Annotated in this window: 12 protein-coding genes; 9 read left to right on the top strand and 3 right to left on the bottom strand. The window is 37.9% G+C overall.

The window, feature by feature from the left end:
• The first annotated feature begins 159 nt into the window (after positions 1 to 159).
• Positions 160 to 663: a CBO0543 family protein gene (locus ACWNMY_RS22005; protein ID WP_449540385.1), complete on the top strand. Its 504-nt coding sequence runs from the start codon at positions 160 to 162 to the stop codon at positions 661 to 663.
• Between the two features lie 134 nt (positions 664 to 797).
• On the top strand, positions 798 to 1283 hold the full coding sequence (locus tag ACWNMY_RS22000) for a hypothetical protein (protein WP_449540384.1): 486 nt from the start codon (positions 798 to 800) through the stop codon (positions 1281 to 1283).
• 90 nt (positions 1284 to 1373) lie between these two features.
• On the opposite strand, the gene ACWNMY_RS21995 is transcribed toward ACWNMY_RS22000, so the two are convergent.
• Entirely contained in the window at positions 1374 to 1532 is a 159-nt protein-coding gene (locus ACWNMY_RS21995) for a hypothetical protein (RefSeq protein WP_449540383.1), read from the bottom strand.
• Positions 1533 to 1633: 101 nt separating this feature from the next.
• Positions 1634 to 2461 carry a MerR family DNA-binding transcriptional regulator gene (locus tag ACWNMY_RS21990; protein ID WP_449540382.1) on the bottom strand — a complete coding sequence of 276 codons (828 nt, stop codon included), beginning with the start codon at positions 2459 to 2461 and terminating at the stop codon, positions 1634 to 1636.
• Positions 2462 to 2549: 88 nt separating this feature from the next.
• Between ACWNMY_RS21990 and ACWNMY_RS21985 the strand changes: the two genes are divergently transcribed.
• Complete coding sequence (locus tag ACWNMY_RS21985; protein ID WP_449540381.1) at positions 2550 to 3755, top strand: MFS transporter; 1206 nt, start codon at positions 2550 to 2552, stop codon at positions 3753 to 3755.
• Between the two features lie 339 nt (positions 3756 to 4094).
• Here ACWNMY_RS21985 and ACWNMY_RS21980 read toward each other — a convergent pair whose 3' ends face one another.
• Positions 4095 to 5081 (bottom strand): diaminopimelate dehydrogenase, encoded by a 987-nt coding sequence (locus ACWNMY_RS21980; RefSeq protein WP_449540380.1) that lies wholly within the window; start codon positions 5079 to 5081, stop codon positions 4095 to 4097.
• 352 nt (positions 5082 to 5433) lie between these two features.
• Here ACWNMY_RS21980 and ACWNMY_RS21975 point away from each other — a divergent pair, with 352 nt between their 5' ends.
• The 6 genes from ACWNMY_RS21975 (at position 5434) to ACWNMY_RS21950 (ending at position 16098) form a co-directional block, all read left to right on the top strand.
• Entirely contained in the window at positions 5434 to 6531 is a 1098-nt protein-coding gene (locus ACWNMY_RS21975) for a DUF4145 domain-containing protein (RefSeq protein WP_449540379.1), read from the top strand.
• Positions 6532 to 6803: 272 nt separating this feature from the next.
• The gene (locus ACWNMY_RS21970) at positions 6804 to 7088 is read left to right on the top strand and encodes a hypothetical protein (protein ID WP_449540378.1); all 285 of its coding nucleotides are present in this window, start codon (positions 6804 to 6806) and stop codon (positions 7086 to 7088) included.
• Positions 7089 to 7803: 715 nt separating this feature from the next.
• Entirely contained in the window at positions 7804 to 9093 is a 1290-nt protein-coding gene (locus ACWNMY_RS21965; protein ID WP_449540377.1) for an ATP-binding protein, read from the top strand.
• Positions 9094 to 9580: 487 nt separating this feature from the next.
• On the top strand, positions 9581 to 13510 hold the full coding sequence (locus tag ACWNMY_RS21960) for a carbohydrate binding domain-containing protein (protein ID WP_449540376.1): 3930 nt from the start codon (positions 9581 to 9583) through the stop codon (positions 13508 to 13510).
• Positions 13511 to 13893: 383 nt separating this feature from the next.
• The gene (locus ACWNMY_RS21955) at positions 13894 to 14568 is read left to right on the top strand and encodes a serine/threonine protein kinase (protein WP_449540375.1); all 675 of its coding nucleotides are present in this window, start codon (positions 13894 to 13896) and stop codon (positions 14566 to 14568) included.
• A gap of 156 nt (positions 14569 to 14724) precedes the next feature.
• Positions 14725 to 16098, top strand: a complete 1374-nt coding sequence (locus ACWNMY_RS21950) for a hypothetical protein (RefSeq protein WP_449540374.1) — start codon at positions 14725 to 14727, stop codon at positions 16096 to 16098.
• The last annotated feature ends 141 nt before the right edge of the window (positions 16099 to 16239 follow it).

Here is a 16239-nt window from a genome sequence, read left to right as displayed (position 1 = left end):
ACGAATATCCGCAATTAATATGCGACAATACGTTTTCCATCTTTTGTAGAATAGCGGAAAGTGAATGAAGGGTAATTTGAAGAGCACACTAACAGCATAATACAATAAATGTAGATGTACAGCCTAAGTGACAATTACAAGTAATAGGGGATAGCAATTATGTATTATTTTTCACATTACAAAAGAGATAAAATCATCCTAAGAATACTCTGGTTGGTGACAGCAGGACTATTACTGAAATTTATCCCAAAAGATAAAGTAAGACACGGATTAGTTGCCTTTACATTCAAACAGACCGTAACGTGGTTGTTCGGCCTACTTGTAGTTGAAAAGCGTCTCATAAAATATCCTGTTAGGGATTTTAAGAGGGCAAATAAAACAAGTTTTTCATTCGAATATTTTATTTATCCAGCCTTGTGTGCGATGTTTAACTTACATTACCCCGAAAAAAAGAATCGATGGATCAAGTTTCTTTACATACTCTCTCATTCAGGCGCCATCACAATTGGAGAATTGATTGCCAAGAGATATACAAACCTTATTAAGTATGTAAAGTGGAAGTGGTATTGGAGCTTTCTCACAGTAGGGGCAACAAATTATTTATCAAGGATATTTTATCGTTGGTTTTTTAAAGAAGAGTACAAACAAGATTCCATTCATTAAAAACAGTTTGTCCTACTGGAAAAATTCCATATATGTAACAGATTTAAACCATTCGTGTTAAGCCAATCTATACAAGAGCGTTTAATATCCTAGTGATTATATAAACGTCTTTATATAAAAAAGGGGGCTAACACATGAGAAAATCAGTACCGTCTATTTTAGGCGCAGCTATATTAGTGGTTGGACTAGCAGGATGCGGGACGAACGATAATAATAATAACTTTGACACAAAAAATGATGGGAACGTAAGAATTCTAGATCAAAGAAATCAAGACGATAATGGCAACAATCGAGGCTTCAATCAAAGAAATAACGAACATAGAAACGACAATAACAATGGACGTAGTAATATAATGAATAACCGTGTACAAGATTGTGACGAAATCAATGGCCAAAGAGGAACTGGCATTAATAGTACAGGCGGAGCCGGAGGCACTGGTACTACGGGAACTGGAACTGGAACAGCTGGAGATGGAGGAACTGGCATGATGGGAACTGGAACAGGGACAAGTGGAGCTGGCGGTGCTGGCATTACTGGAACTGGGCCTTGCGGTAACGGAACAGGTGCTGGTACTTCCGGAGCTGGAGCTGGTACAGGCATAGGATCTAACAACCGCTAATCCTTACTTCACTAAAAGAGAGACTGTAAACAACCTCACCTATAGGGATGTTTACAGTCTCTTTTTACATGGAAAAGGGTATGTAAGTGTTTATTGTTTGTTTTTTTGACCACGATTTTGATTGCGGTTTTCGTTGTTTTCTCCTGTAATGGTGTCTACAACATTTTCAATCGTTTGGCCAACTTTCTCCATAAAGCCGCCATTGTTGTCGTGACGGTTTCTATTTTGACCATTATTTTGATTTTCCATAAGTATCACCTCCCATTATAGAATGTGTAGAATGCAAGATTCTACACATATTTTTTTCTATATAAAAAAGCTTGGGCACTTTATACCCAAACTTTTGGTACTTATCTTTTATTTACCTGCAACATGATTTTGGTAACGTATTGTTCCTTTTGATTTTTTACAACTGTATCATAAATATACTCTTCAAACACATATTCACCTAAACCTAAATCAAGACGTTCCAGCTCGGTAAATAGTCTCTCGTATGTCGTATGTATGGTCTTTTCATCACCGATATGATATCCAATTAGGAAATCACCCTTGACTGCCTGGAAATACGGATATCCTTCCTTTGGATGTGGTTGCTCAATGTATAAATAGCTATATTTTGAGTATTCACCCTTAAGGATTCGCTCACGTTTCGTTATGCTACCTATCGGATAGCCTGTATCAAGCTGCAATTCATTTAATTCACTAATAAATTCAGAAATTACCTCTACAAATTCTTCATTTGTAATGTTTTCAATGTTTCTGCTTAAATATAGGGTAGCCGCTGGAAAATGTTCCAGCGTAATTTGATGAAAATCTAGCTGAGAAGCCTCCTCCATTAATGCTATTTTTGTTTCGACTAGTTTCTCCTTCATTTCAATCTCCTGGCGCTTTTTCACAATTTCTTCTTTCTTTTGATACATTAACGCTAAGAAACTCTCAGGAGATTTATTTTTCGTGTACTGCTGAATATCATGTAGCGACATGTCTAGTTCTTTTAGTAAATCGATCACAAAAAATAACTCGATTTGGTTGATGATATAAAAACGATAGCCTTTTTCATTTTTATAAATAGGAGAGAGCAGACCAATTTGATCGTAGTAAAAAAGGGTTTGTTTGTTTACTTTGCAAAGCTTTGCGAATTCACCTGTGGTTAAATATTTTTTGTTTTTTTTACTCATTTTTACATCACCGCCCTTGACTATATAGTTACTATATACACTAGGATATAGAAAGTAAAGATTTCGGGTTGGTAAGGAGAATATAGAAATGAAGTCTTATAAAGTAACATTAGGATTATTATTATTGAATTTATTTATCGCGTTTATGGGGATCGGTCTTGTCATACCAGTACTACCTACACTGATGAATGAATTAGGAATAGATGGAAAGACAGTAGGATATTTAACAGCAGCCTTCGCAGTTGCTCAATTAATTGTTTCGCCATTTGCTGGGAAAGCAGTCGATACATTTGGCAGAAAAATCATGATTGTTCTTGGATTATTTATTTTCGGATTATCTGAGTTATTATTTGGACTTGGTAAAGAAATTGAAATGTTGTTCTTTTCTCGTATTTTAGGAGGGATCAGTGCGGCATTCATTATGCCAGGTGTTACTGCTTATATTGCGGATATTACAACACTGGAAACTCGTCCGAAAGCTCTAGGCTATATGTCAGCTGCGATTAGTACAGGATTTATTATTGGTCCAGGGATTGGCGGGTTTTTAGCTGAATTTGGAACACGTACACCATTCTATTTTGCTGGAGCACTTGGTACTGTAGCAGCGATCTTAACGATTTTGTTTATTTCGGAGCCAGAGCGGGTAACAGAGGTGTCTGAACAAACGTCAATTGGAGGCAAGAATGGTTTCAGACGTATTTTTGAGCCGAAATATTTTATCGCGTTTATCTTGATTTTTGTTGCTTCATTTGGTTTATCCGCTTTTGAATCGTTCTTTAGTTTATTTGTGGATCACAAATTTCAATTTACACCATCTGATATAGCTATTGTTATTACTGGTGGAGCGATTTTTGGTGCTGTTTCACAAGTCTTATTGTTTGACCGGTTAACACGAATCTGGGGAGAAATTAAGCTGATTCGATATAGCCTGCTATTATCAGGACTGCTTGTGTTTTTAATGACGGTTGTCCATTCGTATTTTGCTATTTTACTTGTTACGTTTATTGTATTTGTTGGCTTCGATTTATTCCGACCAGCGGTCACTTCCTACCTTTCAAATATCGCTGGGAACGAACAAGGTTTCGTTGGTGGGATGAATTCGATGTTTACAAGTCTAGCGAATATAACTGGCCCAATACTAGGGGGCATATTATTAGATATAGATATTGACTATCCGTATTACTTTGCGACAGTGGTACTTGCACTTGGAATTGTGATGACATTCTTCTGGAGGAAGCAGGCAGTGAGTGCTCCAACCGAAGTGAAGGCTAGAGTGGCGAATGTATCAAACTAAATCATAGAAAGAACAAAGGCGCAAGCGCCTCGTATGAGGAACGTCGACTAAAACTGCCACGTCCTGTGGCAAACGTCGACGTCAGTACATCCTCGAAAATGCTATGCATTTTCTTCGTGCGATGATATGCTATCGAAGCTTTCCTTGTCCTGTGCAAGTCCGACAAGTATAAGACGATTTAGATAGAAGGCGCTCTTTGCCTTCAATGCTAAATTGACTTATGACCTCGAGGGGCTTGTTGCTGGAACTTGATGTCCAAATAAATATCCACAGTTCAAAAATTTTAAAATTACCTAAACAAGAAAAAATAGCTCACTGAACTGAGCTATTTTTTCTATTTTATAAATAATCTTTTCGTAGTTCCTCTGCTGAACGTGGCGAGATGTAACTAGGTGCCACATCATAAACGGTTTTCGCACCAAATTGCTTCTCACGACTTAAGCGATAGGCAGCTCTTGCATATGCCACAAGTACACTAGCTGTAAATTCAGGATTGCTTTCTAATGTAAGAGAGAACTCATAAATTTGTTTGTTATTGTCTCCGGTATTTCCGCCACGAATCACGAATCCACCATGTGGCGCTTTCGAGTGGTCGCGTTGCAATTCTTCCTCTGCAATAAAATTCACTTCTGTCTCATAGTCTGCGAAATAATTAGGCATCGTTTTGATTTCATTTTCAATGGCAGCCTTGTCCGCACCATCTTCCGCAACCACATAGCACACGCGACGATGTTTTTCAGCCGTAGATAATTCTGGGTTTGCGCCGCTACGTACTTTTTCTATTGCAGCCTCAGAAGGGATAGTGTATTGTACACCATTTTTCACGCCATTGACTCTTCTAACTGCATCCGAGTGACCTTGGCTAAGTCCTTTGCCCCAGAAAGTATAGTTTTCACCATTAGGTAAAATCGCATCTGCCATCACACGGTTGATAGAGAAGAGACCTGGATCCCAACCTACGGAGATAATCGCGGTCGTCCCATATTTTGTTGCCACTTCATTTACAGATTGATAGAATTCAGGGATTTTTGCATGAGTATCATAACTATCTACTGTGTTGAACATGCTCGCAAAATGTGGCGTTTGTTCAGGAAGATCTGTTGCAGAACCACCGCAAAGCAGCATAACATCAATCTCAGATTTATAATCACTCGCATTTGAAATATGTACAGTTTTCACATTCGGCTCATCAAGAATAAGTGTTTCCGGATCTCTTCTCGTAAAAACAGCTACCAATTCCATATCCGGTGTTTGTTTAATCGCTTGAATTGCACCCTTACCTAAATTCCCATATCCAACGATCCCAATGTTAATCTTATTACTCATCTTATTCATATCTCCTTTTCCAACATCTTTACTAGTAATCTATATGTCGATTTAAACATATTCCTCTAATAATAATAGAAATACTCAAAATTTGCGAATATTTGGGACAGTGGGATGATTGTGGGTCAAGCGTGGGTCAGGGGGACAGGTCAACTGACCCACTTTTTTATCGAGGTTGATAGATCCAGGTGGGATAAGGAGTTGCATCAGGTGGAATTTACCCTTTTTTTGTCAAAGTCCCCAACTCAAACTTCTTGATAGGACACCATTTTTCCTCTAAAATAATAGAATGTAATGGTCTGATTGATAAATCAGGCCTTTTATTTTTGTGTATATGAAGGGACAACTAGATATGAATTCATCACAGTATTTTTATCAATTTTTAGAACCAGTATCAAAGGAGTTGGCATCGTTAGCAGGGGAATTGGAGAAAAGTATTTTTACAAGTCCTCGGACCATGCTAACTCATTCGCGTGTACTGATTGAGAATATTCTTCAGCAAGTCATGGAATATGAAAAGCTTAAGGAACAGCCACGGATTACATTAAAAGAAAGAATAACCATACTAGATAATGAAGGGATCCTGACTGATGAAATCAGAGATGCCTTACATCTTGTGCGTCAAATTGGAAATCAGGCTTCACATGATACACGGATGTTTCGTTTTTCGGAAGCACTCACATCGTGGGAAGCCATTTACAAGATTGTTAGATGGTTTATCGAAGTCTATTCTTCTTTAACGATAGAAGTACCAGAATACAAGGATCCGACAACACCAAAGGATCAAACCTATGACATTTCTGAACTAGAAATTCGGTTGAAAGCCATTGAAGCATTATTGAAGCAGGAAAATGAAGGACAAGAGGTGCAGGAGGAAGTGGCAGCAACAACTACAGCGACGCCATCAGCCAAATTAGTGGAACCCGGATATACTGCGATTCGAATAATCGAGTACAAAGGGGAAACTCTTGAAGTACCATATTTCCTTCGCGATGCGTTTTTATTACCGCAGCGCTTCGATAAATCAGAGACGTTTTTGATTCGATTAGGTGCAGAGCAACAGGCGCGTATCATGAGCGAGTTGCCTAGCAATCTAGTAGACTTGCATAAGCATGTGAAACGATTTAACGAGAACAATGACAAGCAATTCTTTGAAGAGCTGCAAATCTTCATTGAAGAAGAGAAGGTACGTAGAACTGTAATCCTTGAGCGACCAGGGGAACTATTTTTATTTTATAAAGCTGATTACATCATCTTAACCGATGCATTAAAAGACATCACACTTACGAAAGAAGAATTCACTGGCATCCCAAGCCTTATCAAACAATTAAACGAAGACGGCATCCATACCGTCGGACAACTACCAAAAGAACTCGTGATTCTAGGGAAATACAAAAACGTAGGAGTCGTGAACGTAGGGAGATTATTTGAGCAGTTGAAGGGGAGGTGAAAGTGGGTCAGTTGACCTGTCCCCCTGACCCACATTTTCAGTCACCAAAATCTTTTACATAGAAATTCACAAAAAATATGTCCAAATAGACTAAATTGGATTTTACCATTCTCGCTTTAGCTCTATCTGGTAAAGCTTCTAATGTTCAAATCCCTATGGTTACTCATGGTTCGTTATATGCCATTATGATTGTAGTAAAATAATTATACCTCTGATTAAGAATGAAAGACTTGGTTATATATGGTAAAATCAAATTATGGAGGGGATGTAGAGTGGCAATAGGTATTGCTTTACTTATCGTTATTGGCGCTATCGTAATTGGGTATAAATTAAGTGTTGGTAAGTCAAAAAAAAGAAAATTCACCATCTGGGGTATAGCTACCATGGTTGGAATAGCTCCATTCTTTTCATGGTTAGTTGGTATTTCATATGGAGATTATGTTGGTGATGGTTTTGCAGGGGGAGCAGTAATGGTGTTGTTGTTCGGTATCCTTTTTCTAATCGGTCTCATTACGCTTTTAGTGGGTATTTTTAGTAAGGATACTAGTACAGTTTAGCTGTTTCTCGGTGCAACATGCGTATTCATCTTTGTATTTGTTATAAAAGTAATTAAAAAGAAGAAACACATTAGAGTTCATACAGGAATTCTAATGTATTTTTTTATTCTATTGTAGAATTAACACATTGAATAATAATAAGATTACCCTAATACATAAATTCACCTTATATTAAATATATTGGGGGTTAATGAAACTAAGGAACTGGAAAAAATAGGTGATATGATTTAAAGAAAAACTAACGGTGTTAAAGGAACGGCTCAATGAACTAAGTCGTCGAAATCGTTCTATTCGTATGTTGAAAAACTATCATAAGTGAAATTTTGACTTGAGTGAAGACGACAACATACAGAAAAATCCTCAAGATATCATTTGGGACACGGGGACAGGTACCGTGTCCCACAATAGACACTCACATGTGTAATCAATTCTTACATAAGTGGGTGTTTTTTTATTTACTACCCACTAATCTTTTCTATGTTTTATTGGCATAAATTTACACCTGTAAATTCGACCTTTTTAGAACAAAAAAAAGAAGGAAATTCTCATCTTTTGACGAATTTATAGGAACGTCCCACTAGAAATGTAGATTGTACTAATAAGTGGAACCTGTATGAAACATATTGAAAATTTCCATACAGTTAATCTAGTAAGTTGCTGGAATGTAGGTAGCCCTTCGTTTTGCTTTCCTAATAAGACTATCAGGAGGAATAAGGTGTTTTCATATCTAGAAACGTTATTATTAAATATGCTTTTTTTAGTCGTTTTTCTCTTATTTATTCCTCATATCATCGAAACGAATGTTAAGAATATATCGAGTAGACAAAAATATCTTATTAAACTACTCTCAGTCATCACGGCTATGATTAGTTGTATGCTCTTCCCGTTTCATATTGGCGATGAGATTAATATGGATTTACGAACGATTGCGCTAATGGTCGGAGGGTTATACCTCGGAAGAAAAACAAGTGTAACCTTAGTAGCTATTTTTATACTTTTTCGAATGTACATAACAGGCTTAGGAAGTGGTTTCTATGCATCGGCCATTTCCTCAATTGTCATTTTGGTTATGTTATTTCTTATCTGGAAATCGTTCGATAAAGCTATGAAGAAAAAACGAATCATGATAGCTTGTAGTTTTTCATTTTTTGTCTGTATGGTTATTTTTGTTTTACGATTTTTTCTATTTGACCATATAAATTATTCAGATTACATGGTGATACTCACGTTTTTCTCAATTCATTTACTAAGCACGTTTTTTATTGTTTATTTTTATGAATTGTTACAAGAGAGTGCTTATATGAATCAGCAAGTCATAAAAGCAGAAAAATTAGAGGTCGTTAGTCACCTTGCGTCAAGTATTTCCCATGAAGTCAGAAACCCTCTTACTGTCGTGAAAGGGATCTTACAAATGCTACATAAAAAAGAGTGGGATGAGGAAAAGAGTAAAGAGTTTATTGAAATCTCTCTTCAAGAAATAGACCGAGCAAATGATATTATTATCAATTATTTAACGTTCGCGAAAACAGCTCCAGAAAAACATATAACAGTCGATCTTGCACAAGAACTCAAACGTTCAATAAATGTCATCACTCCCATGGCAAATATGAACAGTGTTGATATTCAAACCACTATCGTTCCTTGCCAGATCAAAGGGGACCCACAACTTCTACAGCAATGCTTCTTAAACATTACGAAGAATTGCATAGAGGCAATGCCAAATGGCGGAAATTTATTCATAAGGACAGAAGAAATAAATGATAGTATCCTAGTGGAAATAAAAGATACGGGCGATGGAATGACAAACGAACAACTAAGCCGTTTAGGAGAGCCGTTTTTTACAACGAAAGGCAGAGAAGGCACCGGTTTAGGAATGATGGCCGTCATAAAAATCATAAAACTACTGAAGGGAAAACTAGAAGTAACGAGTAACAAAAATGAAGGAACTCAATTTCGTCTTACCTTTCCTCGGGACAGGGGGACAGGTCAACTGACCCAAAACTAATTTATATACAATAACGTAAGCAGTTCTGCAACTAGCAGAGCTGTTTTTTTTTGTGTGTAATTAGGGATTAGAGTACAAATTGCACCTTCATGGGGGTTAATTGCACCTTCATTGGGATAATTGCGCCTTCCCGGGACAGATTTGCACCTTCATTTGAATAATTGCACCTGCATACCGAATAATTGCACGTTACGAACATTTTTCGAAAAAAACCATGTGGTAACAAGGGAAGGCCTTACACAATCAAGAAACAATAAAAACTCAAATTGTGCGGAAAGTATAAGATTCTAGTTAATTTGAACCACTCCTTATTACCTAATTTATTTTGCGTCACATTCTCGTCAATAGGAACGCAGAGGAAAACACAACATTACCTAGAATCCTAGTGTAACAAGGTGAAGCGAAGGCCTTGTTTTAAATATAAAGAAAGTGGTGGAGTCAATTTACTATTCTTTACTGTACAAAAATTAATGAGGAGGTAGATATATTGAAGAAGCAAAGAATGAAAAAGCAGCTCGTGCTGTTATTCTGTTTTACGCTCATTTTCACCATGTTTGCACCATACACGGTATCAAATGCGCAAACAACTGGGATCAACACAACGGATGTTACTGTCACCAACGGGGGATTTGAAGAAGCCGAGATTCCTGGTTGGAGTCTAGTCACCAATAATCTAGACACAAGTATTGCGATAAGTGATGATCGAGCAAATACGGGAACAAAAAGCTTATATCTGAAAGATTCAAATACGAATACTTCTGGCGGGAATTTACAGGTCACAAGCGAGAAAATTCCTGTTACATCAGGAGATTCTTACACAGCGAAAGCATTTGTGAACGTTGTCAGTCAATCCCATAGTATTGGCTATGAGGTACACTATTTTGATGCTGAAAACCAAAGAGTTGGAAGTGCGACATTTGTTAACTTTCGCACTGGTGATCTTGGAACAAATCAATGGAGAGAAATCACTGTACGATTTGCTGTGCCCGAGGGAGCAACGGCTGTTGAGCTTCGTTTCAACTCTGGCCATCCTTCTAACACAGAGGCGTACTTTGATGATGTGAAAATTGTGAAGGACTCTGACTCTACAGAAACACTACCTGCAAATGCATCCTTTGAAGATGAGGTTGTTCATCCAGGCTGGAGTTTGGTTACAAATACTCCTTCTACTAGTTTCGCAATAAGTGGTGAAAAAGCACGTACTGGAAACAACTCTTTATATTTCTTAGATGAAAACAGCAATAGCCCAGGCAACCTACAAGTAACAAGTGAGAAAATTTCTGTTATTACCGGTGAGTCCTACACGGCGAAAGCCTTCGTCAATGTCGTACGACAATCCCATAGTATCGGATACGAAGTTCATTATTTTAACGACGAAGGACAAAAAGTTGGAAGTGCAACCTTTATTAATTTTCCAGCATCAGATCTAGGAAAAGACCAGTGGACGGAAATTAAGGTCCCTTTTACCGTTCCAGTGGGGGCGACACAGGTGGAACTTCGATTTAACTCTGGTCATCCATCTATTACGGAAGCGTATTTTGACGATGTATCCATTGAAGGTACAGCGATTGAAGAACCTCCGGCAGAGGATATCAATGCAGTAGTCGAAAATCCTGGTTTTGAAGAGGCGGTTGCAGATGGAAATATTCCTGGTTGGAGCTCAGAGTTTGAAGGTCCTGGCATCCAAATTTCAGCCGATCGAGCTCATACGGGTGCGCAAAGTTTACACCTACATGATACAACTGATAAGGCAGGTGTAAGTGTGTTAAGTGATAAGATTGCAGTTGAACCTGGTTCATCTTATTTATTAACTATCTATTCAAATGTGGTAAGTCAGACACATAATGTCGTGACAGAAATTCGGTATTTTGATGCGAACAATAATAGTATTACAGATCATCGAGAACTGAATGGAAATCTACCGAAAAATGAATGGACAGATTTAAAAGTATTTAGTGTAGCTCCAGCTAATGCGGCATATGCAAGACTTGCCTTCTATTCTGGTGGAATTAGTTTTACAGAAGTCTATTTTGACGATGTTACATTTGAAAAAGTAACCGATGATTCTCAATTTGATCGAGAATATGCAGATCCTATTAATCTAGGGGAAATGGTTCATGTACAATTAGGACAAGCGGGTGCAATCCAAGAAAACAGTCTAGGTGAAAATGAAGTATACTACCATTCAAATGGTGCTCCAGGAACATTCTCTGTTTTAGACGCGGAAACGGGAGAGTTAAAGTTTTCTAAGGTCATTGCAAACACAGAAGCTGTCTGGGCAATTACAATTGGTTCGGATAAGAATGTGTATTTTGCTAGCACATCTGACGGTAAATTATATCGATACGTTCCAGAGTTAAAAGAAGTCCAAGATCTCGGAGCAAATCCGTCTGATGCATGGGTGTGGGATTTAGAAGCAACGGAAGATGGAAAAATCTATGGTGCAACATATCCTAGTGGTGGTGTATTTGAATATGATACGAACACTGGTGAATATAAGGATTTTGGTAGAGTAACAGACCAGGAATATGCACGTGGGCTAGCGGTAGATGGCGATTTTATCTACGTTGGAATTGGAACAACGAAGCATGTGTATAAAATCAACCGACACACAGGTGAAAAAGAAGAGCTCCTTATCGAAGGACATTCAGGAGAAAGTGGATTTATTCAGGACATTTGGATGGTAAATGGTAAGCTTCTTGTTGCGGTTTCAACAATCAATATGATTGTTGTGAATCCTGACACAATGGAAATTGAAGACTCCTTTGGATTCAGTAATATGATTTCTGAACCAGACCCAGCGAATCCAAACGTGATTTATTATAAAAATGGAACCCAATTTTACAAGTATGACCTTAGTACAAATGAGGAAACATTACTTGACGTTCCATTATTACCAGATACGCCACGTGTAAAGGATATGGCGTGGATTACGTTATCAAATGATGAAACGGTATTGGCAATGGTGACGCAATATGGTGAGTACATGCTATATAATCCAGAAACAAATGAAATGAACTTTGTCGCGTTAGACCTTGCTGCAACAGCTGTCGCGATTCAATCGCTAGAAACCGGTCCTGATGGCAAGCTATATATGGGCGGATATCAGCGTGGAATGAGTGTTTATAATCCGTTCACCGATGAAATCGAAGTGAATATCTCATCCTTTGCGCAACCAGAGGGAATCGGTTTCTTGAATGACACTGTTTATTTTGGGACATATGTCGGTGCGATTATGTACAGCTATGATCCAACAAAGCCAGTGGATTTAAATAGCAATCCAAATCTAGAATATGATATTACAGATGAACAAGACCGACCTTTCGCCATTACTTCAGGTGATAACAAGCTGTTCGTTGGTACAATTCCTGATTATGGTGTGTTAGGCGGAGCTCTTGCTATCTATGATGAGGAAACAGATGAGTGGACGCAGCACCGAAACGTAGTGCAGGATCAAAGTATCATCGGCCTCACGTATCATGACGGTAAGCTATTTGGAGGTACATCTGTTTGGGGTGGATTAGGAATCGATCCGAAAGCGGAAGAAGCAAAAATCTTTGTCTGGGATGTAGAGAAGGGTGAGAAAATTACGGAATTCACACCGGATATCCCAGGAATTGACGTTACACCTCGCATGATTGGTGATTTATCAATAGGACCTGATGGGTATTTATGGGGTGCTGTTGAAGGAACTATTTTTAAAATGGATCCAGAAACCTATGAAGTTGTAGATAGCAAAATGATTCGTCCTAGTTTATACAACAGCAGTAAATGGTTCCCATATCGTCTTCAATGGGGTCCAGATGGCATGCTTTATACTACGTTATCTCGTAGTCTAGTTGCCATAGATCCAGAAACGCTAAACTACAAGGTGCTTGTAGAAGATTTCATGAACAGCATGACAGTCGGTGTAGATGGAAGCATCTATTATGCACATGAAAGTATGCTATATAAAATTCCAGTTGCTGAAACGGATGCGACCTTGAAATCACTCTCGATTAATGGGGTAGCTCTTGAGGAATTCCAGCCTGGAGACTTACACTATACTGTACAAGCTGACCAGACAGAAAATATCGTAGCGGAGTCTACTCAAGCTGGCGCAACTGTTGATATCGCACACTCAACCGATCTAACAGAAATTACTGTCACTGGAACGGATGGAAAATCAACACTAGTTTATACCCTAAGCTGGGCGGATGAGCCTACGAATCCAGAAGAACCTGGAAAGCCAGATAAGCCTGGGAAGCCTGACAAACCAGGAAAACCGGATAACCCTGGAAAGCCTGACAAACCGGGGAAACCAGAAAAGCCTGGAAAGCCGGATAAACCGGGGAAACCAGAAACGCCTGGGAAGCCTGACAAACCAGGTAAGCCTGGAAAACCTGGACATCCAGGAAAACATAGTTATGCGAAGTAAAAATACCTTAATGGCTATTAGTTGTTTTTCAACTAGTAGTCTTTTTTATTGGGTAAAAGTGAGGAAATATTGAAGTTGTTAGGTTTGTAAAGTGGGATTCTATATAAAAGGGGTGATATGACCCAAGATGGCTCCATGCTTTTTGTGTTATGGTTAAAGAATCACTTTTTAGAAAAATAATTGCACCTTCAAGGAGCCTAATTGCATCTTCATTTAGATAATTGCGCCTTCATAGCTACGAATTGCACGTTACGAAGATTTTTCGACAAAATTAGATGGTTGCGAAAACGTCATATTTTAATTAGAAACACTTAAGGCAATAAATAATAGAGAATACTGGAAAAACGATTAGTTAGTTCTAACCAGTTAAGGGAGAGATTATTGTGGAACATCATTGGGAGATTGCAGTCGATTCACTTTCCAACATTACAGTTTTATCAAATCCGAATAACGAGCCAGTCACGATTATGGGGGATGCTGACGACCTAAAGTGTATCGGGGTTGGAACAGATGCGGCGGTTTTTCGTTTTCTACCTGCCCCAGAATATGCATATAAGGTCTATGCAAAAGACAAAGCCGAAAAGATTAAAATTGAAGCCGAGGTTTACCAGACACTCGGAACTTCTCCATACTTTTCTACATATTATGGTTCTGATGAAAATTACCTTGTATTAAGCTACGAAGAAGGGGAAACCCTCTATGATTGCATTCTCCAAGGAATTCATATCCCGAAGCAGGTTGTAATTGATGTAGAAGATGCAAGGGATTTTGTTCGTAGTAAAGGCCTAAACCCACGTGATATTCATCTGAAAAATATCATGCTGCAAAATGGAAGAGCGAAGATACTTGATGTTTCTGAATATATTCTGCCAGGGAATGATTATCGTTGGGAACATCTAAAAAAAGGGTATGAAGAGTATTATCATTTAATAGACGGAAAGTCTGTTCCGTATTGGGTCTTAGAAACAGTCCGCAAGTGGTATAACCAACAAAGTACCTATTTTCCGTCCTTCGATGACTTTATGAAGATCGTTCAGAAGCTAATGTTTATAAAGTAAATGATAGGAAGCAGCAGAAGAATCATATTTTGCAACCTGCTGCTTCTTGCTACACCCTAATTTTTCCATCATAGGGAATGTAAGCGATTTTTCTTGTGGTTTTTTTCTCCTGTGCTATACTAATGCTTTGAGTGTAAACAAATCAAGGAGGAAAAAATGAAACGACATCCATTGTTCAGCTATCTATATATTTTTTACTCATTCGTTTTTGTATTGTCTGTTGTAAATGTTTTTATAGATAGTGAGACTATCAATTACATATTAGGGATATTAGCTATCATCATGCTGATCGTGTCATTCCCACTGGCAACACGACTTTTCAAAATTCTTGGGGGTTCCTTTCTATTAGTAGGTGGAATATTATACTTTACTACAGGTAATTCCTTCGCTTCCATTCCTAGTTTACTAACTTCGAATCTATCACTATTGACACTTTTAGCTATGCTTCCTTGGATGAATAGTATTGTTCGGAGTGGAAGATTTGACCGGAATATGAATCTACTTATGAAAGCGAATGTCTCAGACCTGGGTAAGCTGTATCCGCGGAGTTCATTAACGACGCATATACTTGCGGCCTTTTTAAATTTATCAGCTGCTACCATCTCACAAGATGTACTAAAAAGCACGCTGGCACCTTTTAGTAAAAAAATTCGTAATTCATTCATCACAACTGCGTCACTTAGGGGATATTCATTAGCGTTATTATGGAGTCCATTGGAGATCATGGTCGCTGTTTCTATTTTTGCTACAGGGGTAGAATATGTCACACTCCTGCCATGGCTAATTCTTATGGCATTTATTGCCTATTTACTAGACTCCGTTTTTGGTCACTTTTATTATAAAAAATACAAATTTGAAGATGTACAACTACATAAACAGCCGAAAATTAATTTAAAAGCAGTTATGAAGAAGATCATACAGCTTGTCATTGCACTTGTTCTATTCTTGACACTTGTTGTCGTAATTGGAAAGCTGTTTGATTTAAACTTTACATTAACCGTAACCATCTTGATCTTCCCATTTGCTTTCATTTGGTCAATCCTAATGAAAAGACGGAGAAGTTTTTGGACAATCGGTTGGAATAATTGGAAAACCAAAACAAACACCATGCAGAACTTTATCGTATTATTTATCTCTCTCTCCTTATTTTCTAGTAGTTTAGGAGATACATCGTTTCTGCAGGTCATTCAAAAACCACTTGCGTTTGTTTCTGAATATCCATTGCTTATCTTATTCCTGATTCAAATTATTTTTGTATTCTTAAGTATGTTCGGGGTTCACCCAATTGCAACTGTAGGTATTTTAACTGGAATCATCACACCGTTGTTAGATGTGATTAATCCAGTAAGTATTGCTCTCGTTATGATCACAGGATCTGTTGCTACCTTCACAGTAGGAACTTACGGATTGCTTGTGACATTAACCGCAATGGGGACGGAACAAAGTCCATACCGAATTACCTTGCAGAATATGCCATTTGCGATAGGGATGGGGATTATCGGAACGTTTGTTGCTTATATGTTATTGTAATTATTTTGATATAAATAAAGAGTAGAGCGTCCAAAAAGGATTGCTCTATTTTTCTATATTTTTTTTATTTAAAATCTACTTATACCTAAACTTCAAATAGTAATTCCTTTATAATGGAAATAAATTCTATATTTCTAGATA

The organism is Ferdinandcohnia sp. Marseille-Q9671 (assembly GCF_976954385.1).
The sequence above is the reverse complement of the archived record's forward strand: the minus strand, read 5'-3'. Positions and strand labels throughout refer to the sequence as shown.

Coding starts and splice junctions, on each gene's coding strand:
- ACWNMY_RS22005 (WP_449540385.1), top strand. CDS start 160: ATGTATTATTTTTCACATTACAAAAGAGATAAAATCATCCTAAGAATA.
- ACWNMY_RS21950 (WP_449540374.1), top strand. CDS start 14,725: ATGAAACGACATCCATTGTTCAGCTATCTATATATTTTTTACTCATTC.
- ACWNMY_RS21995 (WP_449540383.1), bottom strand. CDS start 1,532: ATGGAAAATCAAAATAATGGTCAAAATAGAAACCGTCACGACAACAAT.
- ACWNMY_RS22000 (WP_449540384.1), top strand. CDS start 798: ATGAGAAAATCAGTACCGTCTATTTTAGGCGCAGCTATATTAGTGGTT.
- ACWNMY_RS21990 (WP_449540382.1), bottom strand. CDS start 2,461: ATGAGTAAAAAAAACAAAAAATATTTAACCACAGGTGAATTCGCAAAG.
- ACWNMY_RS21985 (WP_449540381.1), top strand. CDS start 2,550: ATGAAGTCTTATAAAGTAACATTAGGATTATTATTATTGAATTTATTT.
- ACWNMY_RS21980 (WP_449540380.1), bottom strand. CDS start 5,081: ATGAGTAATAAGATTAACATTGGGATCGTTGGATATGGGAATTTAGGT.
- ACWNMY_RS21975 (WP_449540379.1), top strand. CDS start 5,434: ATGAATTCATCACAGTATTTTTATCAATTTTTAGAACCAGTATCAAAG.